This window comes from Falsiroseomonas sp. E2-1-a4 (assembly GCF_051433165.1).
Lineage (GTDB): Bacteria > Pseudomonadota > Alphaproteobacteria > Acetobacterales > Acetobacteraceae > Falsiroseomonas.
Window position 1 is genome coordinate 180,619 of sequence record NZ_JBHMFS010000003.1, and the last position, 25,552, is coordinate 206,170.

Genomic DNA, 25,552 nt, shown 5'->3' on the forward strand with positions numbered 1-25,552 from the left:
AAGGAAAAACCATCATGGCCATCGTGACGCCGGGCGTGAAACCCGCCTCCGCGCTGCTTGCCGCGGCGCCCTCCTCCTGGCTCGGCGAATGGGCCGCCTTCGCGGCGCGCGCGCGCTTCGCGGATCTGCCGGCGGAGGTGGCGCAGCGCACGCGGTTGGCGCTGCTGGACTGCATCGGCGCCATCGCCGCAGGCGCTCAGGAAGGTGAGGTGCAGGCGCTCGCCGCGCGCATGATCTGGCGTGAGGGTGGTGGCGATGCGCCCGTCATCGGCGTTGGCGGCGGCGCGCGGCCCGGCACGGCGGCGTTCCTCAACGGCACCTCCGGCACCATGCTGGAGCTGGATGAGGGCAACCAGTATGCGCGCGGCCATCCGGCCATCCATGTGGTGCCGGCGCTGCTGGCCGCGCCGCGCGGCGATGGCGCCGGCTTGCTGATGGCGCTGGCGCTGGGCTACGAGATGGGCGCGCGCGTTGGTATCGCCAGCAAGCTGAATGTCGCGATGCATCCGCACGGTACCTGGGGCACGCTCGGCGCGGCCGTGGCTGTGGCCAAGCTGCATGGCGCCAGCGCGGCGGAATTTCGCGGCGTGATCAACATGGCCTCCTCCCTCGGCCTCGCGACCTCCCGCAACAACATGCTGGAGGGCGGCACGGTGCGGAATACCTATGCCGGCGTGTCCAACATGCTGGGGCTGACGGTGTGGGATTTGGCGCGGGCGGGGTTCGAGGCGGAGCGCGACGGCGTCGCCACCATCTTCGGCCAGGTCTCCGCCACCGACTTCCAGCCGGAGGAGATGGTGCGGGAACTCGGCACGCGTTGGGAAGTGGCGCGCAACTACTTCAAGCGCCACGCCGCCTGCCGCTACACCCATGGCGCGCTGGACGCGCTGGCGCGCATCACGGCCAGCACGGGCAAGCTGGACCCGACGCAGGTCGCCTCCATCGCGGTCGAGACCTATGTCTGGGCGGCGCAGCTCGACAGCAAGGCGGCGCCGAACATGCTGGCGGCGAAGTTCAGCATTCCCTTCGCGCTCGCCACCTTCATCGTCCATGGCGCGGCCACCGTGCCGGCCTTCCGTGGCCCGGCGCGCGAGAATCCGGAGATCCTGGCGCTCGCCTCCCGCGTGACGGTGGATGAGGATGCGGCGATGACGGCGCAGCTTCCGGGCCTGCGCCCGGCGCGGGTCACGTTGGTGATGCAGGACGGCACGCGGCACGTGGCAGAAGTCACGACCAACCGCGGCGACACCGAGGACCCCTTCACCGAGGCCGAGGTGCGCGAGAAATTCCATGAGTTGACGGACCCGGTCTATGGCCGGGACCGCGCCTCGGCGATCGAGGGCGCGGTGATGGGCATGGGGCCGCATACCGAGGCCTCCGCATTGGTGGAACTGCTGAAATCATGAGTCTGGATGCCGTCACACTGGCCGTGCTGAAGGGCCGGCTGGAACAGATCGCCGATGAGATGGACGCGACTCTGTATCGCAGCGCCTTCAACCCGATCATCGCGGAGGCGCGCGACGCATGCCACGGGCTTTACCAGGCCGAGACCGGCGCCACGCTGGTGCAGGGCACCAAGGGCCTGCCGATCTTCGTCGGCGCCATGTCCTTTGCCGTGCAGGCCGTGATCCGTCGTGTGCAGGCCGGCGCGGGGCTGGAGCCGGGCGATACCTTCATCTTCAACGATCCGTATGAGGGCGGCACCCATCTGAATGACTTCCGGCTGGTGCGGCCGGTGTTTCGTGAAGGCAAGCTATTCTGCTGGCTCGCGAGTGTCGGGCACTGGCTCGATATCGGCGGCAATGTGCCCGGCAACTACAATCCGCGCGCGACGGAAAGCCACCAGGAAGGCGTGCGTTTTCCGCCGGTGAAGCTCATTCGCGCCGGCGTAATGCAGCAGGATATCCTGGACATCCTGAGCGCGAATTCGCGCGTGCCGCAGTCCAATTGGGGCGATCTGAATGGCCAGCTCAATGCGCTGGATCTCGGCGAGCGGCGGCTGCTGGAACTGTTGGACGATACCGGCGATGCCGTGGTCGACGCCGCCTTCACCGCACTGGCGGATCGTGCCGCCGCGCTGATGCAGGCGGAGGTCGAGGCGCTGCCGGATGGGCATTACGCCTTCGAGGATTACCTCGACAATGACGGCGTGGTGGATGAGCGGCTGACCATTGCGCTGGATATGAAAATCCTGGGCGGGCGGATGACGTTGGATTTCTCGCGCAGCTCCGCCGCCTGCCTGGGCCCGATCAACATCAGCTACGCGACCAGCGTTGCCGCCTGCTATGTCGCGCTGAAGCACGCTTTCCCGGATGTGCCAGCCAATGCGGGCGTGCTGCGGCCGATCGACTTCGTGATCCCGGACACGTCCCTGCTGGCCGTCGGGCCGCCGCGGCCGGTGGCGGGCTACACCGAGACCATCCTGCGGCTGATCGGCGTGATCTTCGGTGCGCTCGGCAAGGCGGTGCCGGAACGGGCGACGGCGGCGCCCTTCGGTACCATCAATGCGCTGTCGCTGTCGGGCCAGAAGCAGGACGGCACGCGCTGGGTGATGTTCTCCTTCTTCGGTGGCGGGCTCGGCGGCAATCCGGAGACGGATGGGCTGCACCACGCCAACAACCCGATCTCCACCGCGACCATCCCGCCAGCCGAGATCATGGAAGCCGCCTATCCGGTGATGTTCACGCAATGGGCGCTGCGGCCCGATAGCGGCGGCGTCGGCCTGCATCGCGGCGGCGTCGGCGCGGTCTATGAGATTGAGGCCCTGTCGCCCGGCACCACGGAAGTGGCGCTGCTCGGTGAGCGCGGCCGCTACGCGCCGTTCGGAGTCTCGGGCGGTGGGCAGGGGGCGCTGAACCGCTTCGCTTGGCAGGATGGGCAGGGCTGGCAGACGCCGCCCATGGCCAGCAAGATCGTTGGTGTGAAGCTGCAGCGCGGCCAGCGGCTGCGCCTGGAAAGCCCCGGCGGCGGCGGCTGGGGCGACCCGAAGCAGCGGCCGAGGGAGGCCGTGGCACGCGACCTGCGGCTGGGCTTCGTGACGGCGGATGTGGCGAAGCGCGAATACGGATACGAGGCATGAGCGGCGATTCCCTGGTCGGGCCGGTCGTCGGTGTCGATGTCGGCGGCACCTTTACCGACCTGTTCCTGTTCGACCCGACGCTCGGCACCTTCCGTACCGCCAAGGTGCCGTCCAACCGCGGCGATGAGGCGGTGGGCTTCCTGGCGGGCCTGCGGAAGCTCGGCGGGCCTGCAGGGTTCGAGGCGATCGTGCATGGCACCACGGTCGGCACCAATGCGCTGCTGGAACGCAAGGGCTGCAAGCTCGGCATCATCACCACGGCCGGTTTCCGGGACGTGCTGGAAATGCGCCGCCGCGATCGTCGCAACACCTGGGGCCTGTGGGGCGAATTCGTGCCGGTGACGGAGCGCGACATGCGCGTGGAGGTGCCGGAACGCGTGCTGGCAGATGGCACCATCCACACCCAGGTGCATGCGGCGGATGTGCAGAAGGCGGCGCGGGAATTGCTGGCGCGCGGCGCGGAAGCCTGCGCCATCGTCTTCATCAATTCCTACGCGAATCCGCGCAACGAACGCGCGGCGGCGATGACGGTACGGGCGATCTGGCCGAACGCGCATGTCTCGGTTTCGTCGGAGATCCTGCCGGAGATCCGGGAGTTCGAGCGCGCCTCCACCACGGCGCTGAATGCCTATCTGCAACCGGCCGTGGCCAATTATCTCGGCAAGCTGGAGCGTGCGCTGGGCGAGGATGGGTTCAGCGGGCGCTTCCATATCGTGCAGTCGAATGGCGGCATCATGTCCACCGCCACGGCGCGCGGCGTGCCGGTACGCACGGCGCTGTCCGGCCCGGCGGCGGGCGTCATTGCGGCGGCGGCGATTGCCAAGGCGGCGGGGTTCGAGAACGCCATCACCTGCGACCTCGGCGGTACCAGCTTCGATGTCTCGCTGGTCAGCCGCGGGCGGATGGAGTTGGCGGCGCAGGCGACCATCGATTTCGGCCTGGTGATCCGCAGCCCGATGATCGAGATCACCACCATCGGCGCCGGCGGTGGCTCCATCGCGCATGTCGATCGTGGCGGGTTGTTGCAGGTGGGGCCGGAATCGGCGGGCAGCCGGCCGGGGCCGGTCTGCTACGGGCAGGGCAATACGCGGCCGACGCTGACCGATGCGAATGTGGTGCTGGGCCGCATCAATGCGGACAAGCCGATCGGCGGTGCGCTGACGCGGCTGGATGTGGAAGGCGCGAAGGCGGCGATTGCGGAGCATGTGGGTGGGCCGCTCGGGCTGGATGCGATGCAGGCGGCGGAAGCCATCGTGCGGGTCGCCAATGCGAGGATGGCGGGCGCCATCCGTCTGGTCTCCATCGAGCGTGGGCACGACCCGCAGAAATTCGTGGCGCTGCCCTTCGGTGGTGGTGGCGCGTTGCATGTGGGCGCACTGATCAAGGAAGTCGGCCTGCGCGCCGCGCTGGTGCCGCGCTTCCCGGGCGTGACCAGCGCCATCGGTTGCGTCATCGCTGATGTTCGGCACGACCAGGTGCGGACGCTGAACCTGAAGCTGGATGGCATCGATGCCGCGGCGCTGGATGCGCGGATGGTGGAGGAAGCCACCGCCGCGCGCGCCGTGGTGGATGGCGCCGGCCTGCCGGTGACGCGCACGGAAATCCGCTTCGAGCTGGACATGCACTATGCCGGCCAGACCCATACGGTGGGCGTGCCGCTACCGGTGCATGTGATCGAGGGCACCACCGGCGTTTCCGAGGCCATCATCCGCATGGCCTTCGAGGCCGCCTATCAGACCGCCTTCAGCCGGCTGCTGCCGGGCCTGCCCATCCGCATCGTCTCGCTCCGCACGGCGGCCATCGGCGTGCGGCCGGATTTCGATCTGAAGGCGCTGGCGCCGCCCAGGGATGCGACGGTGGAGGGGGCGGCGCGCGGCGGGCGCCAGGTGTGGTTCGACGGAGCCTGGCACGCGGCCAATGTGTGGTCGCGGCTGGATCTGCCCGAGGGCGCGCTGGTGCATGGCCCGGCCATCCTGGAGCAGCCGGATGCGACGGTGGTGGTGGACCCGGACCTGGTCGCGCGCGTCGATGCCTATGGCAATTTGATCATCGAGCGGGAGTGACGCCGTGCTGAGCGAAACCGCGCTGCTGCTGTGCGATCTGCAGAATGACTTTCTGCATCCCGATGGGGCCTATGGCCGGGCGGGGCAGGGCGCGGCGGAGATCGCGGCCATCCCGGCGCGGTTGAAGCCGCTGGCGGATGCGGTGCGGGCGAAGGGTGGCTGGATCGCTTCCACGCATTTCACGCTGTTCACCGGCAAGGGCGGCGAGCCGTTCATCGACCCGCATCTGCGCCACTTGCGGCCCTTCCTGAAGAAGGGCGACTTCGTGCAGGGCAGTTGGGGCCATGCGGTGGTGGACGAACTGGCACCGTCGGATTTACCGGTGGAGAAGGTGGGCTACGACGCCTTCTACCAGACGCGGCTGGAATGGCTGCTGCGCAAGGCGGGCATCCGCAAACTGCTGGTCGCCGGCATTGTCACCAATGGCGGCGTTGCCTCGACCGTGCGCGGCGCGCATGTGCGGGAATTCGAGGTGACGGTGCTGGAGGATGCCTGCGCCGCCTTCTCCCGCGAAGTGCATGAGACGGCCATTGCGGCGTTGCGGCCTGTGGCCAAGATCAGCACCGTCGCCGCCGAACTGGCAAAACTGCAATGAGCATCAGCTGCGAACAGGACCCGGTCTTCGATGCCGAGGTGCCGGTCGCCATCATTGGTGCCGGCGCCGCGGGACTGGTCGCGGCGCTCGCCTGCCGCGGCGCGGGCGTGGAGCCGCTGGTGCTGGAGCGGGATGCGGTGCCGCGCGGCAGCACATCCCTCTCTGCCGGGCTGATCCCGGCCGCGGGCACGCGCTTCCAGCGCGCGCATGGCATTGCGGACGATGCCGCCACCTTCGCCGCCGACATCCAGCGCAAGGCGCATGGCGAGGCCGAGCCCGGCACCGTCACCACCGTGGCGCGGGAAGCGGCGCCGACGCTGGAATGGCTGGCGGAGGCGCATGGCCTCGACTTCAGCGTGGTGCATGATTTTGATTATCCCGGCCACAGCCATCGCCGCATGCACGGCCTGCCCAGCCGCAGTGGCGCGGAGCTGGTCGACCGGTTGCGCGCGGCGGCGGAGGCGGCGGAGGTGCCGCTGCTGACGGAGGCGCTTGTCACCACTCTGGTGCTCGACCAGCACGGCGCGATCCGTGGTCTGGTGGCGCAGCGGCCGGATGGCACGCAGGAACGCATCGGCGCCAGGGCCATCGTGCTGGCCTGCTGCGGCTATGCCGGCAACAAGGCGCTGGTCGCGCGCTACATCCCGGATCTGGCGCAGGCCGTCTATTTCGGCCACCCCGGCAATGAGGGCGAGGCGCTGGCCTGGGGTGAGGCGCTGGGCGCTGAGTTGCGCGACATGACGGGGCACCAGGGCCACGGCTCCGTCGCCCATCCGCAAGGCATCCTGGTGTCCTGGGCCGTCATCATGGAAGGCGGCTTCCAGGTGAATGCGGAAGGCGCGCGCTTCTGGAACGAGGCCAGCGGCTATTCCGAGGCCGGCCGCGCCGTAATGGGCCAGCCTGGCCACATCGCCTGGGGCATCTTCGACGAACGCATCGCCGCCATCACCCGGCAATTCGAGGATTTCCGGCAGGCCGAGGCGCAGGGCGCCGTGCTGCGGGCGGACAGCATCGCGGATCTCGCCCGCATGACGAAGTTGCCGCTCGAATCCGAGATGGCGACGGTCGCGGCGTTGAAGCACGCCGGCGCCACGGATGGGTTTGGTCGCAACTGGACCGGTGTTGCGCAGCTTTCGCCGCCCTACTGCGCCGTGCGCGTCACCGGAGCGCTGTTCCACAGCCAGGGCGGCATGGTGGTTGATGATCAGGCGCGGGTGCGTCTTGCGGGTGGCGGGATCGTGCCGAATCTGTTCGCGGCGGGTGGTGCGGCGTGCGGCGTATCCGGGCCGGACGCTTCGGGCTACCTTTCGGGAAATGGCTTGCTCACCGCCGTCACCCTCGGCCGCATCGCCGGGAAACAGGCCGCGAGGCTCGCCCACGCATGAGGGACGGAAGAATGGACGCGATCGTGACGCAGACGGCCGAGGATCAGTTCGGCATCGGCCAGCCGGTGCGGCGGAAGGAGGATGTGCGCCTGCTGACCGGCGCCGGCACCTATACCGACGACATCAACCTGCCCGGCCAGGCCCATCTTGCCATCCTGCGTTCGCCGCACGCCCATGCGCGCATCCTGTCCCTCGACACCACCGCGGCGAGGGCCGCCCCCGGCGTGCTGCTGGTGCTGACCGGCCATGATGCGGCGGCCGATGGCATTGGCCTGTTTCCCGTGATGGTCGATGTGCCCGCGATGGAGGGCACGCAGCCGCTTTATGCGCCGCCGCGCAGCATCCTGCAGACCGAGGCGGTGCGCTTCGTGGGTGACCCCGTCGTTGCCATCGTGGCGGAAACCCGCGCCCAGGCGATGGATGCGGCGGAGCTGGTCGAGATCGACTATGACATGTTGCCCTCCGTCACCGACACCGCCCGCGCGCTGGATGCGGACGCGCCGGTGATCTGGCCGGAGCGTGGCAGCAATCTGTGCGTCACCTGGTCCAATGGCCGCCAGGCGGAAACCGACGCCGCCTTTGCCAAGGCGCATACCATCGCCAAGGTCGAGCTGGTGCAGAACCGCCTGGTCGGCAACCCGATGGAGCCGCGCGTGGCCGTTGGCGCCTTCGACACGACGCGCGACCGCTACGAGCTGCACAGCCCGAGCCAGGGCGTGATGAAGGTGCGGGAATCCCTCGCCAAGTTCATCTTCCAGATCCCGATGGAGAAGCTGCGCGTCGTCTCCCGCGATGTCGGCGGCGGCTTCGGCCTGCGCGGCAAGAATTTCCCTGAATCCGCAATGGTGTTGTGGGCGGCGAAGAAGCTCGGGCGGCCGGTGAAGTGGCGTGCGGATCGCACCGAGACCTTCCTGTCGGACCCGCATGGCCGGGACCACGTGACGAAGGCGGAGATGGCCTTCGACGCCCATGGCAAGGCGCTCGGCATGCGGACCAAGACCATGGCCGCGATGGGCGCCTATCTGTTCGATTTCGGCCCGCGCATCCCGACCGTCGCCGGCGCGCGCATTGCCGGTACGGTCTATGACTTGCAGGCGGTGAACCTCCAGGTGCAGTGCGTCTTCACCAACACCCATTCCACGGATGCCTATCGCGGCGCCGGGCGGCCCGAGATCGCTTATACGGTGGAACGCCTGCTGGATGTCGGCGCCAATCTGTTCGGGCTGGAGAAGGACGAGATCCGCCGGCGCAACTACATCCGCCCGGACCAGATGCCCTACGTCAACTGCGTCGGCAATGAACTCGACAGCGGCGATTTCGCCGGTACGCAACAGATGGCGCTGGATCTCGCGGACTGGACCGGCTTCGCGGCACGTCGCGCGGCATCCGAAGCGCAGGGCAAGAAGCGCGGGCGTGGCATCGGCTATTTCATCGAGGCCTCGGGCGGCCAGCCGCAGGAATGGGCGCGGCTCAGCATGGGCGCCGACGGCAAGGCGCGGTTGCATGTCGGCACCTTCAGCCACGGCCAGGGGCATGAGACCGCCTTCGCGCAAATCGTGCATGCCCGCCTCGGCATCCCCTTCGGCGATATCGAGCTGGTGCAGGGCGACACGGATGAGGTGGAGCAGGGCTTTGGCACCGGTGGCTCCCGCTCCTCGCAGATGGGCGGCGTCGCGACCTCGCGCGCTTCGGAAGCGGTGCTGGCCAAGGCCAAGCGCATCGCGGCACATCTGCTGGAAGCCGGCGTGGCCGATGTGGAGTTCCACGATGGCCGCTTCGCCGTGGCCGGCACGGACCTCGCGGTGACCTGGAAGCAGGTGGCGTCCGCCGCGCAGGACCCGGCCAAGCTGCCGCCGGGGGAGGAGCCGGGCCTCGACGAGCGCGTGCTCTACAAGCGCAGCACCGAATGCAACTTCCCCAATGGCTGCCACGTCGCGGAAGTGGAGATCGATCCGGAAACCGGCGTGCTGACCGTGGACCGCTACGCTGCGGTGGATGATGTGGGCAATGTCATCAACCCCATGCTGGTGCATGGCCAGTCGCATGGCGGCATCGCCCAGGGGCTTGGCCAGGCGGTGCTGGAACATGCGATCTACGACAACGAGTCCGGCCAATTTCTGACCGCCACCTTCCAGGACTATGCGATGCCGCGCGCGCAGGACCTGCCGGACCTCGCCATCGGCTTCAACATCGTCCCCACCCCGATCAACGAGCTTGGCGTGAAGGGCGCGGGCGAGGGTGGCGCCTGTGGCGCGCCGCCGGCCATCGTCTCGGCGGCCTGCGATGCGCTGGGGCTCGACCATATCGACATGCCGCTGACGCCCGAGCGCGTCTGGCGCGCGCTGGGGCGCTGAGCCTCAATCCGCGAAGGCCAGCCGCAGCTCCTCCCCACCATCGGGGCGCTGCCGCTGGTCCACGCTGTCCGCGTTGCGGGTGGCAAGCCAAAGCGCAAACGCTTCCTGCGCCGCGGCGGGGCCTTCCAGATCGGAGGCGGAGGGTCGCGGGGAAGGGCGGGGCAGGTGGGCGCCGTCCCAGGACGCGATGACCTGCACCTGGTCCGTGGCGTAGGTGGCCTGCACGCGGATCTCGGCCACGCCGAGGCCGGCCAGCAATTCCTCCAGCTCCAGCAGCGCATGGCCGACATGGTTCATCGTCTCCCGCCTTGCGCCCCAGCCGCCGCCCAGCGCCTCCACCTCATCGAGCAGCGCTTGGTTCATGCCGGCGCCAGGGCGAATGGTGAAATCCGCGCGCTGCGCCACCAGCGGCGCCGTCAGCAGATTCAGCGCTATGGCGACCAGCGCGCCGGCGGTGACGGGCGCCTGCAGCATCGGCGGCAGGAACTGTTCGAAGACGGGCACGCGCAGCAGCGTGCCGATACCGATGGCAAGGCCGAGGCCCACGGTGAAGGTGCGGCGCGTGTCCAGCATGCGCTGGCCCATCAACTGGCAGCCCGTCGCCATCATGAAGCAGCAGACATACAGCAGCATCGCCGCCTCCACCGGGTCCGGCAGCGCCAGCAGCAAAGCGAGCAGCTTGGGGCAGCAGGCCAGCGCCAGCAGCGCGACGGACCCCCAGATGGCGACGCGCCGCGCCAGCACCCGTGTCGCGATGGATAGCCCGACACAGGCCGAGGAACTGCCGGGCGGCATGCCGCCAGCCAGCGCGGTGAGAGAGAAGGCCAGGCTATGGGCCAGCAGCCCGCGGCGGATCGGCGGCGTATCCGGCCGCCGCCAGCCGCCATCGGCAGCGCGCTGGAAGGCCACCAGATCGCCGGTCCAGGAGGCGAAGCAGGCGAGCAGTGCGACGATGAAGGGCGGCAGCATCGCCACATCCAGCTCCCCCAACGCCGGCAGCGTGGGGCGCGGCAGCGCGAACCACGGCGCCTCCCGAAGCATCGCACCATCGCCGAGGCCCGTGCCGTGGAGGGCAGCGGCCAGCGTGCCGACGGCGGCCCCCACCAGCACGGCGAAGCGCGAAAGCCTGCCGCCCTTCAGCGCCACCCCCATCATCACGACAAGCGTCACCAGTGCCAGCGCCGCATGCGCCGAGGTGGGGCCGGTGGCGGCCAGTGCGCGCGGCAGCAGGCTCACGCCGATCAGCAGGATCACCACGCCGGCCACTTCGGTCGGCACCACCTTCTGAAGCCGCCGCAGCGTGCCGGCCAGCAGCACGCCGAGCAGCCCGGTGACCAGCGCCGCCGCCGAAACCGCAGCCAGGCTCACCCCCGGCGTCGCCGCCAGATAGACGGCCACGAAGATCGGCGTCGGGATGGCCGCGATCGGGTAGCCGGAGCCGATCGGCCCGCGCGGCTGCGCCTGCAACAGCCCCGCCAGCGCCATGGCGACGACCGAGAGGCTGACGAAGTTCAGGATATCCAGCGGCAGCAGCCCGAAATGCGTGGCAACCAGCCCCGGCAGGATCAGGTAGATCGACTGGATGCCAATCTGTTGCGCGGCGAGCCCGATGGTCTGCGCCGCGCCCGGGCGATCCTCCACCCCGTGCTCGATCTGCGGTGGGCGAATGGTCCGGCGATCGGCGCGCGGGCTGAAAAGCGTACTGGGGGCGGACCTTGGGGGAATGCGATGGTTTACTTGAAGCGGCAGCTATGCGGTCGCATCCTGCGGTCTAGGCAACATCCGGTCCGACCGCATCCTTCGGAACGGATTTTTGCGCATCGCACCGGGCCATTCCAATGCGGAGTGGTATAACCTTTCCAATCCCGTTCAAGAGAGCAGGGACGTGCCGCCAACGCTTGCCATGACGATCCCGCCCGCAACGGAGGAGGTGACGCGCCTGCTCGAAGCGCTGGAAGCCTTCGCGGAGGCGGCCGCGCTGTCGCCCAAGGCGGCGCACCGGCTTTCCGTGGTGATCGAGGAACTCGCCGCCAATGTGGTCATGCATGGCAGCGCCGGGCCGGACGCCGCCACCTTCGTGGCCGTCACCGTCAGCCAGGATGGCGACGCGCTGATTGCCACTATCGAGGATGATGGCCGCGCCTTCGACCCGCTGGCCCATGCCGCGCCGGATACCGAAGCGACGCTGGACGATCGGGACATTGGCGGCCTCGGCGTGCATTTCGTGCAGCAGATGACCCGCACGCTGCACTACAGCCGCGCGGATGGCCGCAACCGCATGGTCGCCGTGCTCGATCTCACGGGCTGAGCCCAGGCCGCGTCCCGGATCACCCCGCCAGGATCGCGGCCTGGCGGCGTACCAGCCAGACCGCGCGCTCGAATTGCGCGGTGGCGGCGAACAGGGCGGCCCGCGCCGCGGCCGGCCAATCCGCGCCCTCCTGCACCAGGCGCCGGCGCAGGCCCTCCATCATCGTGCCGCGATCATCGGCCAATTGGCGCAGCAGCGCTGCATCCTCGGCATCGCCGCTCTCGGCAAGCTCCGCCAACTGGCCGAGCAGCAGGTGCAGCGCCTCCGCCATGCGCTGCGTTGTCTCCCGCAAGGTGGCGCCGCCGCTGGCGCTGGTGGCGGCGAATTCGCCCAGGGTCTGGCGCAGCGCGGCAAGCCCGTTATTCGCCGCCTCCAGCGTCACCGCGCGGCCGAGCAGGCTGCGGTCGCCACCGCGCGCGATCGCCTCGGCCAGGAAGCCGGCGATGGCGCGCTCTAGCAGCGCGCCGGCCTCCAGCACCCGCGCGGCCTCGCCAGCGGCGCGCTCCGGCTCGGCGCGCAGCGGGTCCACCAGGCCGGGTAGGCGCCGCGCCAGGCGAAGCTGCTCGCGCGCCGCCAGGTCGAGGGCGGTGGGGGGGTGGTCCAGCGCGCGGTCGTACAGGTAGCGCGGCCTTGCCGCCTGTTCCGCCGCGCTGTCCGGGCACAGCCGAGTCAGCAGCGCCAGCATCCGCCCCGGCGCCGCCAGGCCCAGCAGCGCGGAGGTCGTTTGCAGCAGCAGGAACAGCACGCCGATGCGCAGCGAGGCCTCCGGCACCGCGACCGCCAGGCTGGCCAGCAGCAGATCCAGCCCGCTGAAGTGCTCCAGCAGCAGCAGTGCCAGGAACAGCAGCGCGCCCGCCGCCTTCAGCAGCGCCTGGAACATGGAAAGCCGCCGCGCCGCGCCGCGCAGCCCGGCGGCCAGCAGCAGCACCGCGCCGCCCGAGCCGAGCGAGGCGCCACAGACCGCCATCGCCGCCTGTTCGAAGGTCAGCACCCCCGCGGCATGCAGCGTCAGCGCCAGGATGCTGACGGTCGAGGAGGATTGGGCCAACAAGGTCACCGCCGCGCCGGCCAGAAAGGGCAGGATCAGGCCGGTGGTGCCGGCCGGGCTGGTGATGTGCCGCAAATCCTGCAATTCGGCCGCGCCCTCCTTCACCAAATCGAGGCCAAGGAACATCAGCGCCAGGCCAAACAGGGCGCCGAGCACCGGCTTCAGCCGCCGGTCCCGGTCCAGGTTCAGCGCGCCCATCAGCCCCACCAGGCCGATCACCCACAGCACCGCGAGGCGGATATCGACGGTGGCCAGCAACACCAGCCCCGCCGTGCCGGGATTGGCGAAGGCGGCCAGCGGCAGCGCCTGGCGCAGCGACAGCACGCGCGATTGCACCAGCGCGGTCAGGATGAAGGTCACGGCGTTGCTGCTCTGCGTCAGGCCGCCGAGCAGCAGGCCGGTGGCGGCGCTGGTGAAGGGGCCTCGGGTCGCGCGTGCGGCGGCGGCGCGCATGCGCTGCCCGGCCAGGGACTGCAGATTCGCCCCCAGCCCCTTGATGCCCAGAAGAAACAGCCCGATGCCGCCCAGCAGCGCGCCCACCAGATCCACTACCACGCCATCAACCGTGTCATGCAACCGTCATGAATCGTGTCTTTCCAACGCCATAGACAGATAGCCCGATCGGGAGCGATGGGTCCATGCTGGGCTGCGCGCTGGCATCCGGCCTGCGGCACGGCTGGGGCCGTTCCGCCGTGCCAGCTTCTGCGCTAGCGTCGAGATCGATGCCGAGAGAGAAATCCCGCACGTGCCGCCAGCACCCTGCCACCCCGTGCCGCCCGAGACGCGAACCGCGGCCCGGCTGATCCGCAACCGGCCCTTCGCCGGCCTGGCCGGCTGACCGACCCGCATGGCTGATTCGCTGGCCACGCCGGCTCCGGCTCTCCCCTTGGGGGCCGTGCAGGAAAGGCTGGCGGGGCTGGCGGGCTTCTCCCGGTCCGACGTGTTGCGAAACCGCCTGCTGCGCGCCGCGCCCATCCTGTCCCGCCTGCCGCTGGACCGCGCCAGCATCGACCATCCGGACTGGGCGGCGCTGCTGGATGCGGTGACGGTGCAGGAAACCCGCATGTTTCGCGCTGCCGCGCAGATCGCCGCCTTCCGGGCGGAGGTTCTGCCGGCACTGGGCTTCCCCGGCACTCTCTCCCTGGTCTCGGCCGGCTGCGCGACGGGGGAGGAGGCCTGGACATTGGCCATCCTCGCCGCCGGTCTCGGCCGGCCCTGGCAGGTGGAGGGGCTGGATCTGTGCCGCCCGGCGCTGCTGGCCGCCGCCGCCGCGCGCTATCGCCTCGGCCCGCCCGATGCGCTGCGGGAGGTGCCGGAGGCCGATCGCGCCATGCTCGACATCGCCGATGGCTGGTTCGAGCCGGTGGCGGCGCTGCGCCCGCAGGTGCGCTTCCGCCGCGGCAACCTGCTGGATCCCTGCCTGCCGGATGCGGCGGCCGATGCCATCCTGTGCCGCAACGTACTGATCTACATGACGGAGGAAGGGCGTCTGGCAGTGCTGCGGCGGCTGGTGGCGGCGCTGCGCCCGGGCGGCGCGCTGCTGCTCGGCCCGACTGACCGGCCGCCGCGCGGCATCGGCCTGGTGCCCTGGTCGCGCGACCTGATCGGGATCTGGCGGCGGGAGGGGGCCGATGCCTGAAGCTCTGCTCGCCGGTGGTCAGATATTCGCCCTGCCGCAGGATGCCAGCGTGGTGGAGGCCGCCCCGCTGCGCCCGGCGCCCCTGGCTGCCGCCGGAATGCTCGGGGTGGCCGTGGTGGCCGGGCAGGTGGTGCCGGTGATGGCCGCCGCGCCGGGGCTGCCGGGTGGCTCGGCCTGGGTGATGCTGGACGGGCCGGGCGGCCGGGTGGTGGTGGCCGGGCAGGGGTTCGTGCCGCTGCCGCCACAAGGCGCACCACTGCTGGTGCCGCCGCGCCTCGCCGCGCGCCGTGCCCCGCCGCCGCTGCCGGCTGCCGATGCCGCGGAGGGCTGGGCCGTGCCGATGCGTGGCGCGGCGACGCGGCAGATGGCGCTGGCGGCGGAGCTCGGCGCGCTGCGCCTGGTGCTGCCCTTCGCGGCGCTGGAACGGGTGGTGCCGATGCCGGTGCTGCGCCCGGCACCCGCCGCCGGCGCCTGCGCGCTGGGCTATGCGGTGGCCGCAGGCGCGCCGGTGCTGGTGCTCGATGCCGGTTGGCTGATGCAGGCGGAGACCGAAGTGCCGCAAGCCTCGCTGCTCGTGCTGTTCCGCCATGGCGGTCGCCGCCTCGGCCTGCCCTGCACCCGCATCGGCCCGGCCCGCGCCGGGGAGGCGACGCTGGCGCATCGGCTGGATCAGGTGGCGGAGGCGCTGACTGCCGCCCCGCTGGCCGAGGCCGCCGCCCCGCCCGCACCCACGCCGACCCGCGCCGTGCTGCTGTGCAGCGCCGGTGGCCAGGCCTTCGCCCTGCCGGTGGAGGAGGTGGTGGCGGTGATCCCGCCGCAGGCCCCGACCCCGGCGCCGGAGGGTCTGCCACCCGAATTCCGTGGCGTCGCCGCGCATCGGGGCGATGTGCTGCCGGTGCTGGATGCCGGGCTGCGTCTGGGCGGCCTGCCGGTGCTGGGCTGGCAGGGCGCGGTGGCGCCGCTGCTGCGGCTGGCGGGCACGCCTGCCGTTGCTCTGGCGGTCAGCCATGTCACGGGCCTGCGCCGCATCGCCGAGCACGACATCGCCGCCGTGGCCGGGGAGGGGCTGGTCTCCGCCGTCGTCGCAATGGGCGACCAACCTTTGCCGGTCTGCCGCGCCGCCATATTGGGCGCCACCCGATGATCCGCGTGCTGGTGGTGGATGACAGCGGCTTCATGCGCATGGCGCTGCGCCGCATCATCGAGGCTGAGGGCGACCTGAAGGTGGTGGGCGAGGCCGCGGATGGCGAGGCGGCGCTGGAACAGGCCGCGAAGCTGCGCCCGGATGTCATCGCCATGGATGTGGAGATGCCGAAGCTGGATGGGCTGGAGGCGACGCGGCGCATCATGGCGCTGCCCGACCCGCCGGCGGTGCTGATGGTCAGCCACCATACCAGCGACGGATCGGCCACCGCGCTGGCGGCGCTGGACCGGGGCGCGGTGGATTACCTCTGCAAGGATGGCGACCTCGGCAGCGTGGACCTGTCCATGCTGGACCGCGAATTGCGCGGCCGGCTGCGGCATTGGGCGGGGCAGCGCGCGGCGGTGCGGCCGGCGGCGCGGGGCGCGGCGCCGGTGCGGCTGGTGCACGCCGCGGGCGGCTGCGATGTGGTGGTGCTCGGGGCTTCGACGGGCGGGCCGGACGCCCTGGCCGCCTTCCTCTCCGCCGCCGGGCGGCTGCCGGTGCCCTGCGTGGTGGCGCAGCACATGCCGGCGGAACTGGCGCCCGATCTGGCACAGCATCTGGCGCGGCTGTCCGGCGTGCCGGTCGGCGTCGGCCGGGCCGGGCAGCGGCTGATGTCGGGCGAGGTCACGGTGATCCCGGGTGGGACGGATGGGCATCTGGCGCGTGGCGCGGGGGCGGAGGCCGGGCTGGTGCTGCGGCTCGCCGGTGGTGCCGCGGCGGTGCATCCTTCGGTCGATCTTCTGTTCCAATCCGCGGCGCTGGTGGCGCAACGTGGGCTTGGCGTGGTGCTGACGGGCATGGGGCGGGACGGGCTGGTGGGGGCGCGGGCGATGCAGGACAGGGGAATGCCGGTGCTGGCGCAGACGGTGGCGAGCTGCGTCGTCGGCGGCATGCCCGGCGCGGTGATCGCGGCGGGCCTGGCGATCGAGACGGCGGACCCGGCCGGCCTCGGCCGCCGGGTGGCGGCGCTGGTGCGGGAAAGGGTGGCGTGACCACCCTCGATAGAGACCTCTTGGACGCCTTCGTGCCGGAATTCGAGGCCGAGGCGGTGCGGCTCGCCATGGTGCGCGATGCGGCGGCGGCCGGGCGGGCGCTGGACCAGCTTCGCGCCATGGCCGCGGCACTCGGCGCGCCTTCCCTCGCCACGCTGGTGGACCGCACGGCGCAGGCGCTGGATCCGCTGGACTGGCCCGCCCTGCATGCGGGGGCGGAGGCGCTGGCGCGGCAGGCGGTGGCGATCGGCGCGGTCGGCGCGGATGTACCGCTCGCCGAACCACCCGCGCCGGAACCGGCGCCCGTCCCGCCGGCCGCCCCCGCCGCCCTGCTGGACCGGGAGATGCTGGAGGCCTTCGCCCCCGAATTCGCCGCGGCCTGCGACCGGCTGGCGCAGGCCGCCGATGCGGCGCAGGCGGGGTGGGCGCTTGATGGGTTGCGCGCGATGGCGGGCGCGGTGGAGCTTGGCTCCCTGCTGCGTCTGCTGGAACCGGCATCCGCTCTGCTCGACCCCTTCGATGCTGCCGCGCTGGCTGGTCTGTCCGCGGCGCTGCGGGCGCAATCGGCGCGCATCGTCAAGGCCGGCGCCGATCTGGCGCCGCCCGATCCCGCGCCCGCCCCGGCCGTGGCCGCGTTGGATGCGGAGCTGCTGGAGGCCTTCGCGCCCGAATTCGCCGCCGGCTGCGCCCGCCTCGGCACCGCCCCAGATGCCGCCGCGGCCGCCCGGGCGACCGAGGCGTTGCGCGCCATGGCCGCCTCGCTCGGCCTCGATTCGCTGCGCGCCATGCTGGCGGAGGCGCCGTCCGAGGATCTGGCCGCGCTGCCCGCCCTGGCCACGGCGCTGGCCGCCCATGCCGCGGCCATCGCCGCCACGGGCCACGACCTGCCGCCGCCGCTGCCCGCCGCCGGACCAGCCCGCCGCCGCGTGCTGGTGGTGGATGACAGCGCCATGATGCGCCGCCTGGTGCGGGAGGCGCTGGCCCTGGATCCGGAGTTCGAGGTGGTGGGCGAGGCCGCGGACGGCATCCAGGCGCTGGCCGCGCTGCAACGCCTGGCGCCTGACCTGACCATGCTGGATATCGAGATGCCGGAGCTGGACGGGCTCGGCGCGTTGCGGCGCTGGGCGCTGGAGGGTGGCGGCGCGGTGGTCATCGTCTCCTCCGCCGCGCGGCCCGGCTCGGCCACGGCGGTGGAGGCGCGGCGGCTCGGCGCCGCGGGCATCGTCGGCAAGCCTTCCGGCGCGCTCAGCCCGGATTTGCGGGAGCGGCAAGGCGCGGCGCTGCTGCGCACCGCCCGCCGCGCGGCGGGCCTGCCGGTGGAGGCGCTGAGATGATCCAAGACGAGGCGCTGTGGCAGGAATTCGCGGGTGAGTCGGAGGACCATCTGGATGCCATCGACCGCATCCTATCCGCCGGCGAATCAGACCGCGCGGCGGTGGACCGGCTGTTCCGCGCCTTTCATTCGCTGAAGGGCATGTCCGATGCGCTGGGCGCGCCGGGCATGAAGAATGTGGCGCACCGGGCGGAGGATCTGCTCGGCCTGGCGCGCAACGGCCGCGTCATCGTGCAGGGCGCGGTGGCGGAGGGGTTGCTGGCCGCGGTGGATACGCTGCGCCGCCAGCGCGCCACCGTGCTGGAGGCGCATCGCGACGTGCCCGCGCCCGCCGATCTGCTGGCGCGGCTCGCGGCGTTGGCGGAGGGCGGTCCGGCCCGGCCGGCGGCCGCCCCCGCACCCCCGCCGCCGCCCATGCGCGGCGCCGGGGTGGCGCTGCTGGGCGCGCTCGCCTCCCGCTTCGAAGCCGCCGCGCCGCTGCTCGCGGGCCTGGTGGCGGACCGCCGGGCGGACGCGGTGCGGGAGGCGGTGGAGCTGGCGGAGGCAGCCCGGATGCTGGGCCTCGCCCGACTGGCGGCGGCGGTGGAGCGTCTGGCGGCCTTGGCTGGCGGGCCGGGCGCGCTGCCGGCGCTCGGCGCGCTGCGGCGCGGGCTGGGGCTGTTGCAGGATCGGGCCGGGGAGCCAGCCGGTGCCGCGCAGCTCCTCGGGCCGCCGGGCGGCGAATCGGTTGCGCTCGGCCCGCGCCTAGCGGCGCTAGCCTATCAGCTCGAAGCCGCGCTGGCCGGCGGCGATGCCACCGCCGCCATGTCCGGTGCGATGGAAGCGGCGGAGGTCGCAGCGGCCTTTGGGCTGGAGGCGCTGGAACAGCTTCTGCTGGCGCTGGCCGACCTCACCGACCGCGCCGCGGACCCGGATGCGGCGGCGATCCTGGCCGCCCAGGGCCCGGTGCTGGTGGATCGGCTGCGCCATGCGGCGGAAGGCGGGCTGGCGGCGCTGCGTGCGGTGCCGGATGCGCTGCCCGGCGCGGACCAGGCCGACCCGCGCATCCCGCCCGGCTTCGCCGCGCTGCTGGGCGCGGAAGGCCGCCGCCGCGTGGTGGCGGCGGTGGAAGGCGCGCGGCTTCTGGTCCGGCTGCGGCTGGCCATCGGCCTGCCGGCGGAGCTGGAAGCCGGCATCGCCGCCGTTTTATCCTCGGAGGCGGAGGTGCTGACCAGTCGCACGGTGCTGGATGGCCACCCGCCGCATCTCGACATGCTGCTGGCCGGTCCGGCGCAGTTCGAGGCGCTGTCCCGCGCGCTGACCGCCGCCGACCCAGCTGGCGCCGCCGTGCTGGAACTGGCCCCGGCCGAGACCGGCCCGGCGCCGGAGGCGGCGCCCGCCCGCGGCGCGCCGGTGACCATGCGGGTGCGGCAGGAGACGATCGACCAGATCATCACGCTGGAGACCGAGGTGCGCGCCGCCGCGCTGGCCCTCGCGGAGGCGCTGGATGATGGCGGGCTGGCGCAGGCGCTGGCCACGCTCGGCGCGCTGGAACGCCGCCTGGCCGGCGGCACCGCACGGGAGCTCGGCGGCGCGCTCGGCCGGCTGCGGCAGTTGCAGGAAACGCTGGAGCGCAGCGAAAGCCGCCTCGCGCTCGGCATGCGCCGGCTGGATGATGCGGTGATGGAGCTGCGCGTGGTGCCGGTCGGCACGCTGTTCGGCCGACTGCCGCGCGTGGTGCGCGCCGTCGCCCAGGCCTCGGGGCGGGAGGTGGAGCTGGTGATGGAGGGTGAGGACGTCACCATCGACCGCAGCCTGGTCGAATTGCTGGCCGACCCGCTGCTGCACCTGACGCGCAATGCCGTGGATCACGGCATCGAGCCGCCCGAGGTGCGAGAGGAAGCGGGCAAGCCCCGCCGTGGCCAGCTTCGCGTCTCCGCCGCGCGCCGCACCGGCCAAGTCTGGGTGCGGGTTGCCGAGGATGGGCGGGGGATCGAGCGTGATCGCGTGCTGGCCCGCGCCGTCGCGCGCGGCATCGTCAGCGCCGATCAGGCGGCGCAGATGGGGGAGGAGGAGGTCTTCGCCCTGCTGTTCCGCCCCGGCTTCTCGACCGCCGAGACGGTGACCGAGACCTCCGGCCGCGGGGTCGGGCTGGATGTGGTGCAGGATGCGATCCGCCGGGCCGGTGGCACGGTGGAAATCGCCAGCGTGGCCGGGCAGGGCACCAGCTTCACGCTTCGCCTGCCGCTGACCGCCGCGGTGCAGCCGGTGCTGCTGGTGGAGGCCGCCGGCCACCCCTATGCGCTGCCCGCAGCAAGGGTGGAGGCGGTGCTGGAAGCCGGCAGCCCGGCGGGCTGCGACGTGCTGGCGCTGGCCACGCTGCTCGGCGCGGGTTCGCCGCCCGGACCCGCGGGCGCCATCGTGATCGTGAAGTCGGGCGGGCGCAGCTTTGGCCTGGCGGTGGACCGGGTGCAGAAGCGCACCGATCTGCTGCTGCGACCGCTGCATCCGGCACTTGCCGTGCTGCCGGGAATCGGCGGCGTTGGTGTGCTAGGCAATGGCGAGCCGGTGTTGGTTCTGGAACCGGATGGGTTCGCGCCGGAGGTGGCGGCGGGTTGATCCACGGCGCTTCGCGGGGGGCGCTGGACGCTGCCGCGCGCCAAGGCTAAGGCCGCTTCATGCGCCGTCAGGGCGACTCGCCCCGGCCCGAAGAATGGCCGCCCGATACTTGAGGAAGGACCTGCCCGTGATTGCTCGACGCCACGCCCTTGGTGCCGGCGGCCTCGCGCTGCTGCTGGCCGCCTGCCAAGCTCCTATCGCCCAGCGCGCGCTGCCGGAGGACGGCACGATCGACCTGCTGACGCTGCTGCGCGGCAAGCCAGAACATAGCCGATTCGCCGCCGCCCTCGCGGTCGCCGGCGCGGTGCCCCGCCTCGGCCTGCGCAGCGGCGCCGTGACGCTGTTCGCGCCCACCAATGAAGGCTTCAATGGCCTGCCGGCCCCCGTGTTGGCGCTGCTGGACAACCCGCCCTCCAACCCGACGGAGGCGCAGCGCGCGCTGGTGCAGCCGATCGTCTTCGCCAATGCCGCCTTCGGCCTGCTGCGCTTCCAGGACATCGCGGCGCGCCGCAATACGGTGGTGACCTGGGACCGCGCCCGGCTTCGGGTGCAGCCCAGCGGCACCCGCACCGCGACCCTGGTGCGGGAGGGTGTCATGCCGGTGGCCGGCCGCGCGCCGGTGACCATCACGCGTGGCGATGTGCTGGCCTCGGACGGCGTGTTCCATGTGACCAGCGGGCCGGTCCTGCCGGGCTGAACCCAGCCCCTGCGCGCGCGGGCGCTCAGCCCGCGTAGCGCAAGGCGAGCGCCGTGATGTCATCCGCCTGCGGCGCGCCATCGGCGAAGGCCGTCACGGCGCGCAGCACCGTATCCACCACCTGGCGCGGATCGGTGCCGGACTCCGCCAGCGCCGCCACCAGGCGGTCCCGGCCGAAGAAGCCGCCCTTGTCATCCTCCGCCTCCGACACGCCGTCGGAGTAGCAGAACATCGTCTGCCCGGCCGCGAGCTGGAACGGGTCCGAGCTGTAGGGGATGCCCTCCATCACGCCGAGCGCCGGCTGCCGGCGCAGCTTCTCCATCAGCCGCGGCGCCGCACCCTGCGCGACCAGCAGCGGAATGTCGTGGCCCGCGACCGCGATCCGCCCGGCGCCGGTGGTGCCATCGATCACGCCGACCACCACGGTGACGAAGGTCTGGTTTTCATTGTCGGCCGAGAGGTCGTCATTGGTCATGGTGAGGATGTCACCCGGATCCGGCGCGCCATCACTGGGCGCGAGGCGCTTCGCGGCGGCGCGCATCAGGCCGAGCGTGCGCGCCATGGTCAGCCCCGCCGGCGCGCCCTTGCCGGAGACATCGGCCACCGCGAACAGCATGTATCGGCCATCGAGAGCCAGGCAGTCATACAGATCGCCGCCCACCTGGCGTGCCGGCACCATGGCGGCATGCACCGCCAATTCACCCGTCGCGGCCGCGCGGAAGTCACGCGGCACCAGCGAAAGCTGCGCGGCGCGGGCCGATTCAAGCTCCGCCTCCAACGCCGCCAGCCGGGCATCGGCCAGGTCCCGCAGGCGCTTCTTTTCCAGCACCGCGCCGAGGCGCGCCTTCAGCAGCGGCGGGTCGAAGGATTTCGGCAGGTAGTCCTCGGCGCCGAGTTCGATGCAGCGGACGATCTTGTCCATCTCCGTCAGCGCGGAGATGACAATCACGGGCGGCGCCGCGCCGCGGGCGGCGCGCAACTGTTCCAGCACGCCGATGCCGTCCAGGTTCGGCATTTCCAGGTCCAGCAGCATGATGTCGAAGCGCGCGCGCTCCAGCGCCGCCAGCCCCTGCACGCCGTCCTCGGCCATCGTCACATTGGGATAGCCGAGTTCCGCCAGCCGGCGCTTCAGCACCAGGCGGTTGAAGCTGCTGTCGTCGACGACGAGGATCGCGACATCCTCGCCGTTCAGGATTGTCTCGCTCACGCTTTCTTCCCTCGATCGGACGCCCCACGGTCTGACGCCCCACGGTCTGAAGCCATGGCCTCCACCACGCTGCGGGTCTCGGCGGCCAGCTTGGACAGGTCGATCATGGTCACGGTGATCTCCTCCGCCGCCGTCGCATTGGACTGGCCAATGCGGGACAGGGTGCTGACGCGGTCGGTGATGGAGGTGACGGTGGCCTGCTGTTCCTCCATCGCCACTGCGATGGCGCCCGCCAGCCGGGCGCTTTCGGTGACCAGTGTTTCCAGTTCGTCCATCGCTTCGCCCACCGCGGCGGCGGTGCCGCTGCCTTCGCGGGTGCGGCGGCCGGCGACCAGCACGACGTCGGCGATTTCCTGCGCCAGCGATTCGCTGCTGGCGGCCAGCGCGCGCACTTCCTCCGCCACCACGGCCAGGCCGCGGCCATGTTCGCCGGCGCGGGCGGCCTCGATGGCGGCGTTGATGGCCAGGATGTTGGTCTGGGTTGCGATCTTGGCGATGGTGCCGGCGATGCGCGTGACGCGTTCGGTATCCTCCGCCACCGCATCCACCAACTCGATCAGGCTGCGCAGCTTCACCAGGTTGGTGGCGAGCAGGGTCTTCGATTCATCGGCGCGGTCGCTGCTGTCCTGCGTCGTGCGGTTGACCTCCCGTACCGCATCCTGGGTCTGGCCGAGCGCTTCCTCCACCTGGCGCAACTCCGCCAACTGGGTCATCGCGCCATCCGAGACCTGGCCGATGGCATCCGAGGCCTGGGTGGTGGCGACCGCGGTGCGGCGGGCATTTTCCAGCGCCGTTTCGGTCAGGTTGCGGGCGGCAACCAGATTGGCGCGGAACACCAGCAGGGCGCGGGCCATGTCGCCCACCTGGTCGGTGCGGTCCGCCCCCGGCACCGAGGTTTCCACCGCACCGCGCGACAGGCTGACCATGGCCATGGCGAGGCGCGACAGCGGCCGCGCCAGCAGCCGCACCAGCACCACCCAGACCAGCGCGCAGCCGACCAGCCCGGCGATGGCGGCGGCGATGACGATGGTACGCGCCTGCTGTTCGAGCTGCCGTGCCGCTTCCAGCGATTCTTCCGAGCTGCGCTTCACCTCGACCCGCGCCGCGGTGGCGACGCGGTTGAAGGCGGAGGCGAAGTCCAGCCATTCCTCATGCAGCGGGCCGAACATCGGGCGCTCGCGGGCGGCGAAGGCGGCGCGCACCTGTTCGGTGAAGCCGGGCAGGCGCGCCGCCATGTCCACGCCGCCACCGAGCACGATCGGGTCGATCTGCCGGCCGAGGATCGCCACCATCCGGTCGAAGGTCTCGTTGATCAACTGGCCGTTGCGCACCATGCGCTGGGCGCTGGGGCCCGGCTGCAGCACGCCGGCGATGACACTGGCGAAGGCGGAGGAGAAATCCGCCACATGCAGCGCGAGGTCATCGACAGCCGTATCGGCATCCCGGTCGCGCAGGCCGAGCTGCTCGATGATGACCACCTGGCGCCCCACCACGACCAGCGCGGCGCTGGACAGCAGCCCCACCACCATCACCATCAACAGGGTGATCAACCCGGCCCGTACGCCGATGCGCCCGAGCCAGGCCCCGAGGCGGGACGCGCCGGGGTTGGCGGTGCCGGCACGCAGCCCGGCGGGATGCGACGCGGCTGGGGGCGGGCTGCCGGGCTTGGCCGAAAGATCCGGCATGGCTCAGCCCTGGTCCTGGATGGGTGCGAAGCTGCGCATGCGGGGTTCGGTGGCCTTCTTTACCTTGGCGCTAGGCGACGGGGCGGGAGGCTACAGGCCGCGCCACCCGGCAACAAGCGCGGGCGGCGGTTTGACTGGGGGCGCCGGGCGCCGGATGCTCCCGATCGCGCAGAGACGCAGGAGGGAAACGCGACCATGGCCGAGCATCCATTCACCCTGGAAGACCTTGAGACGCTGCGGCAATGGGATACGCCGACCATCTGCAACGCGCTGGAATTCGTAGTGCCGGCCCGCCGCGGCCACGGCTTCACGGTGCGCCCGATGGTGGCCGCGGACCGCAAGCTGCCGCCGATCTGCGGCCTGGCCCGCACCGGTACCATCCGCGCCGCAGCACCTTCGGGCCGGCCGAAGGAGGTGGACCGCAAGATCCGGCTCGGCTGGTACGAATATGTCGAGCGCGCATCCCTGCCGACCATCGTGGTGCTGCAGGACCTGGACGATACGCCCGGCGTCGGCGCCTTCTGGGGCGAGGTGCATTCGGCGGTACACAAGGCGCTCGGCGCTCAGGGCGGCGTCACCAATGGCTCGATCCGCGACCTCGACATGCTGGCCCCGAACTTCCAGCTGATTGCCGGTGTGGTAAATCCGTCTCACGCTTTCGTGCACATGGTGGCCTTCGGGCAGGAAGTCTCGGTGCATGGGATGCATGTGCAGCATGAGGATGTGGTCCATGCCGACCACCATGGCGCCGTGGTCATCCCGCATGACGCCGTTCGCAAGATTCCGGCCGCGATCGAGCTGGGCGCGCGGCGGGAGAAGGTGATCCTGGACCTGTGCAAGGACCCGGATTTCAGCGCCGCCAAGCTGGCGCAGGCGCTGGCCCAGGCGGATGAGATCCACTGACCGCGGGGCTGGCGTGACGGAGATGCGGGTCGGGCTGGGCCATGTCCGGCCCGAATGGGTCGATCACTACGGCCACATGAACCTGGCCTACTACCTTGTGGTCTTCGATCTCGCGACGGATGCCGCCTGGCCGGATTGGGGCCTGGGCGCTCCGTTGCGGGCGCGGGGCCTTGGCACCTTCGCGGTTGAATCCTGGCAGGCCTATCGGCGGGAGGTGGTGCTGGACGCGCCACTGGCCGCTGACAGCGCGCTGCTCGCCTTCGATTCCAAGCGCCTGCTGCTGCGCCACCGGCTGTATCACGCAGCGGAAGGCTGGCTCTCGGCGGAGAATGAGGTTCTGTACCTCTGCGTCGACCTCGCCACGCGGAAGGTCGGCGCCTGGCCGGAGGATGTGCTGGCCCGCTTCGCGGCACTGCGGGTGGAGGAGTCCCCGCAGCGCCTGGCCCTGAAACGGCGCGAAACGGGAACGTAACGCAAGGG

Annotated in this window: 19 protein-coding genes; 15 read left to right on the forward strand and 4 right to left on the reverse strand. The window is 71.5% G+C overall.

All coding sequences use genetic code 11. The features are described 5' to 3' along the window. Positions 1–14 precede the first annotated feature (14 nt). Genes ACFHNC_RS05125 through ACFHNC_RS05150 form a run of 6 tightly spaced genes read left to right on the forward strand, consistent with a single transcriptional unit; the run spans position 15 to position 9,476 of the window. Entirely contained in the window at positions 15–1,406 is a 1,392-nt protein-coding gene (locus ACFHNC_RS05125) for an MmgE/PrpD family protein (RefSeq protein WP_437168145.1), read from the forward strand. Continuing rightward, entirely contained in the window at positions 1,403–3,079 is a 1,677-nt protein-coding gene (locus ACFHNC_RS05130) for a hydantoinase B/oxoprolinase family protein (RefSeq protein ID WP_437168146.1), read from the forward strand. The genes ACFHNC_RS05125 and ACFHNC_RS05130 overlap by 4 nt, the downstream gene beginning before the upstream one ends. Then, complete coding sequence (locus ACFHNC_RS05135) at positions 3,076–5,142, forward strand: hydantoinase/oxoprolinase family protein (protein ID WP_437168147.1); 2,067 nt, start codon at positions 3,076–3,078, stop codon at positions 5,140–5,142. The genes ACFHNC_RS05130 and ACFHNC_RS05135 overlap by 4 nt, the downstream gene beginning before the upstream one ends. A 4-nt stretch (positions 5,143–5,146) precedes the next feature. Continuing rightward, positions 5,147–5,737 carry a cysteine hydrolase family protein gene (locus tag ACFHNC_RS05140; protein WP_437168148.1) on the forward strand — a complete coding sequence of 197 codons (591 nt, stop codon included), beginning with the start codon at positions 5,147–5,149 and terminating at the stop codon, positions 5,735–5,737. Then, the gene (locus ACFHNC_RS05145; RefSeq protein ID WP_437168149.1) at positions 5,734–7,122 is read left to right on the forward strand and encodes an FAD-dependent oxidoreductase; all 1,389 of its coding nucleotides are present in this window, start codon (positions 5,734–5,736) and stop codon (positions 7,120–7,122) included. Before ACFHNC_RS05140 ends, ACFHNC_RS05145 begins: the two co-directional genes overlap by 4 nt. A gap of 11 nt (positions 7,123–7,133) precedes the next feature. Continuing rightward, positions 7,134–9,476 (forward strand): xanthine dehydrogenase family protein molybdopterin-binding subunit, encoded by a 2,343-nt coding sequence (locus tag ACFHNC_RS05150; protein WP_437168150.1) that lies wholly within the window; start codon positions 7,134–7,136, stop codon positions 9,474–9,476. A gap of 3 nt (positions 9,477–9,479) precedes the next feature. Here the strand turns inward: ACFHNC_RS05150 and ACFHNC_RS05155 are convergent, their stop codons facing one another. Then, a complete protein-coding gene (locus ACFHNC_RS05155; protein WP_437168151.1) occupies positions 9,480–11,117 on the reverse strand; it encodes a solute carrier family 23 protein in 1,638 nt (545 codons plus the stop codon). 244 nt (positions 11,118–11,361) lie between these two features. Here ACFHNC_RS05155 and ACFHNC_RS05160 point away from each other — a divergent pair, with 244 nt between their 5' ends. Then, a complete protein-coding gene (locus ACFHNC_RS05160; RefSeq protein WP_437168152.1) occupies positions 11,362–11,784 on the forward strand; it encodes an ATP-binding protein in 423 nt (140 codons plus the stop codon). Between the two features lie 19 nt (positions 11,785–11,803). On the opposite strand, the gene ACFHNC_RS05165 is transcribed toward ACFHNC_RS05160, so the two are convergent. Beyond that, a complete protein-coding gene (locus tag ACFHNC_RS05165) occupies positions 11,804–13,408 on the reverse strand; it encodes a Na/Pi symporter (protein ID WP_437168153.1) in 1,605 nt (534 codons plus the stop codon). Positions 13,409–13,679: 271 nt separating this feature from the next. Here ACFHNC_RS05165 and ACFHNC_RS05170 point away from each other — a divergent pair, with 271 nt between their 5' ends. The 6 genes from ACFHNC_RS05170 (at position 13,680) to ACFHNC_RS05195 (ending at position 21,277) form a co-directional block, all read left to right on the forward strand. Continuing rightward, complete coding sequence (locus ACFHNC_RS05170; protein ID WP_437168154.1) at positions 13,680–14,471, forward strand: CheR family methyltransferase; 792 nt, start codon at positions 13,680–13,682, stop codon at positions 14,469–14,471. After that, the gene (locus ACFHNC_RS05175) at positions 14,464–15,615 is read left to right on the forward strand and encodes a chemotaxis protein CheW (RefSeq protein WP_437168155.1); all 1,152 of its coding nucleotides are present in this window, start codon (positions 14,464–14,466) and stop codon (positions 15,613–15,615) included. Before ACFHNC_RS05170 ends, ACFHNC_RS05175 begins: the two co-directional genes overlap by 8 nt. Beyond that, complete coding sequence (locus tag ACFHNC_RS05180; RefSeq protein ID WP_437168156.1) at positions 15,612–16,649, forward strand: chemotaxis protein CheB; 1,038 nt, start codon at positions 15,612–15,614, stop codon at positions 16,647–16,649. The genes ACFHNC_RS05175 and ACFHNC_RS05180 overlap by 4 nt, the downstream gene beginning before the upstream one ends. Then, positions 16,646–17,983, forward strand: coding sequence for a response regulator (locus tag ACFHNC_RS05185; protein WP_437168157.1), 1,338 nt, complete (start codon positions 16,646–16,648; stop codon positions 17,981–17,983). The genes ACFHNC_RS05180 and ACFHNC_RS05185 overlap by 4 nt, the downstream gene beginning before the upstream one ends. Then, complete coding sequence (locus ACFHNC_RS05190) at positions 17,980–20,580, forward strand: ATP-binding protein (RefSeq protein ID WP_437168158.1); 2,601 nt, start codon at positions 17,980–17,982, stop codon at positions 20,578–20,580. The genes ACFHNC_RS05185 and ACFHNC_RS05190 overlap by 4 nt, the downstream gene beginning before the upstream one ends. A gap of 127 nt (positions 20,581–20,707) precedes the next feature. Next, positions 20,708–21,277: a fasciclin domain-containing protein gene (locus ACFHNC_RS05195; protein WP_437168159.1), complete on the forward strand. Its 570-nt coding sequence runs from the start codon at positions 20,708–20,710 to the stop codon at positions 21,275–21,277. 25 nt (positions 21,278–21,302) lie between these two features. On the opposite strand, the gene ACFHNC_RS05200 is transcribed toward ACFHNC_RS05195, so the two are convergent. Together ACFHNC_RS05200 and ACFHNC_RS05205 are read right to left on the reverse strand one after the other, a co-directional pair. Then, positions 21,303–22,484 (reverse strand): PP2C family protein-serine/threonine phosphatase, encoded by a 1,182-nt coding sequence (locus ACFHNC_RS05200; RefSeq protein ID WP_437168160.1) that lies wholly within the window; start codon positions 22,482–22,484, stop codon positions 21,303–21,305. Beyond that, positions 22,481–24,169: a methyl-accepting chemotaxis protein gene (locus ACFHNC_RS05205; protein WP_437168161.1), complete on the reverse strand. Its 1,689-nt coding sequence runs from the start codon at positions 24,167–24,169 to the stop codon at positions 22,481–22,483. The genes ACFHNC_RS05200 and ACFHNC_RS05205 overlap by 4 nt, the downstream gene beginning before the upstream one ends. A 195-nt stretch (positions 24,170–24,364) precedes the next feature. Here ACFHNC_RS05205 and ACFHNC_RS05210 point away from each other — a divergent pair, with 195 nt between their 5' ends. Continuing rightward, positions 24,365–25,072, forward strand: coding sequence for an RraA family protein (locus ACFHNC_RS05210; RefSeq protein WP_437168162.1), 708 nt, complete (start codon positions 24,365–24,367; stop codon positions 25,070–25,072). Next, positions 25,059–25,544: an acyl-CoA thioesterase gene (locus ACFHNC_RS05215; RefSeq protein WP_437168163.1), complete on the forward strand. Its 486-nt coding sequence runs from the start codon at positions 25,059–25,061 to the stop codon at positions 25,542–25,544. The genes ACFHNC_RS05210 and ACFHNC_RS05215 overlap by 14 nt, the downstream gene beginning before the upstream one ends. The last annotated feature ends 8 nt before the right edge of the window (positions 25,545–25,552 follow it).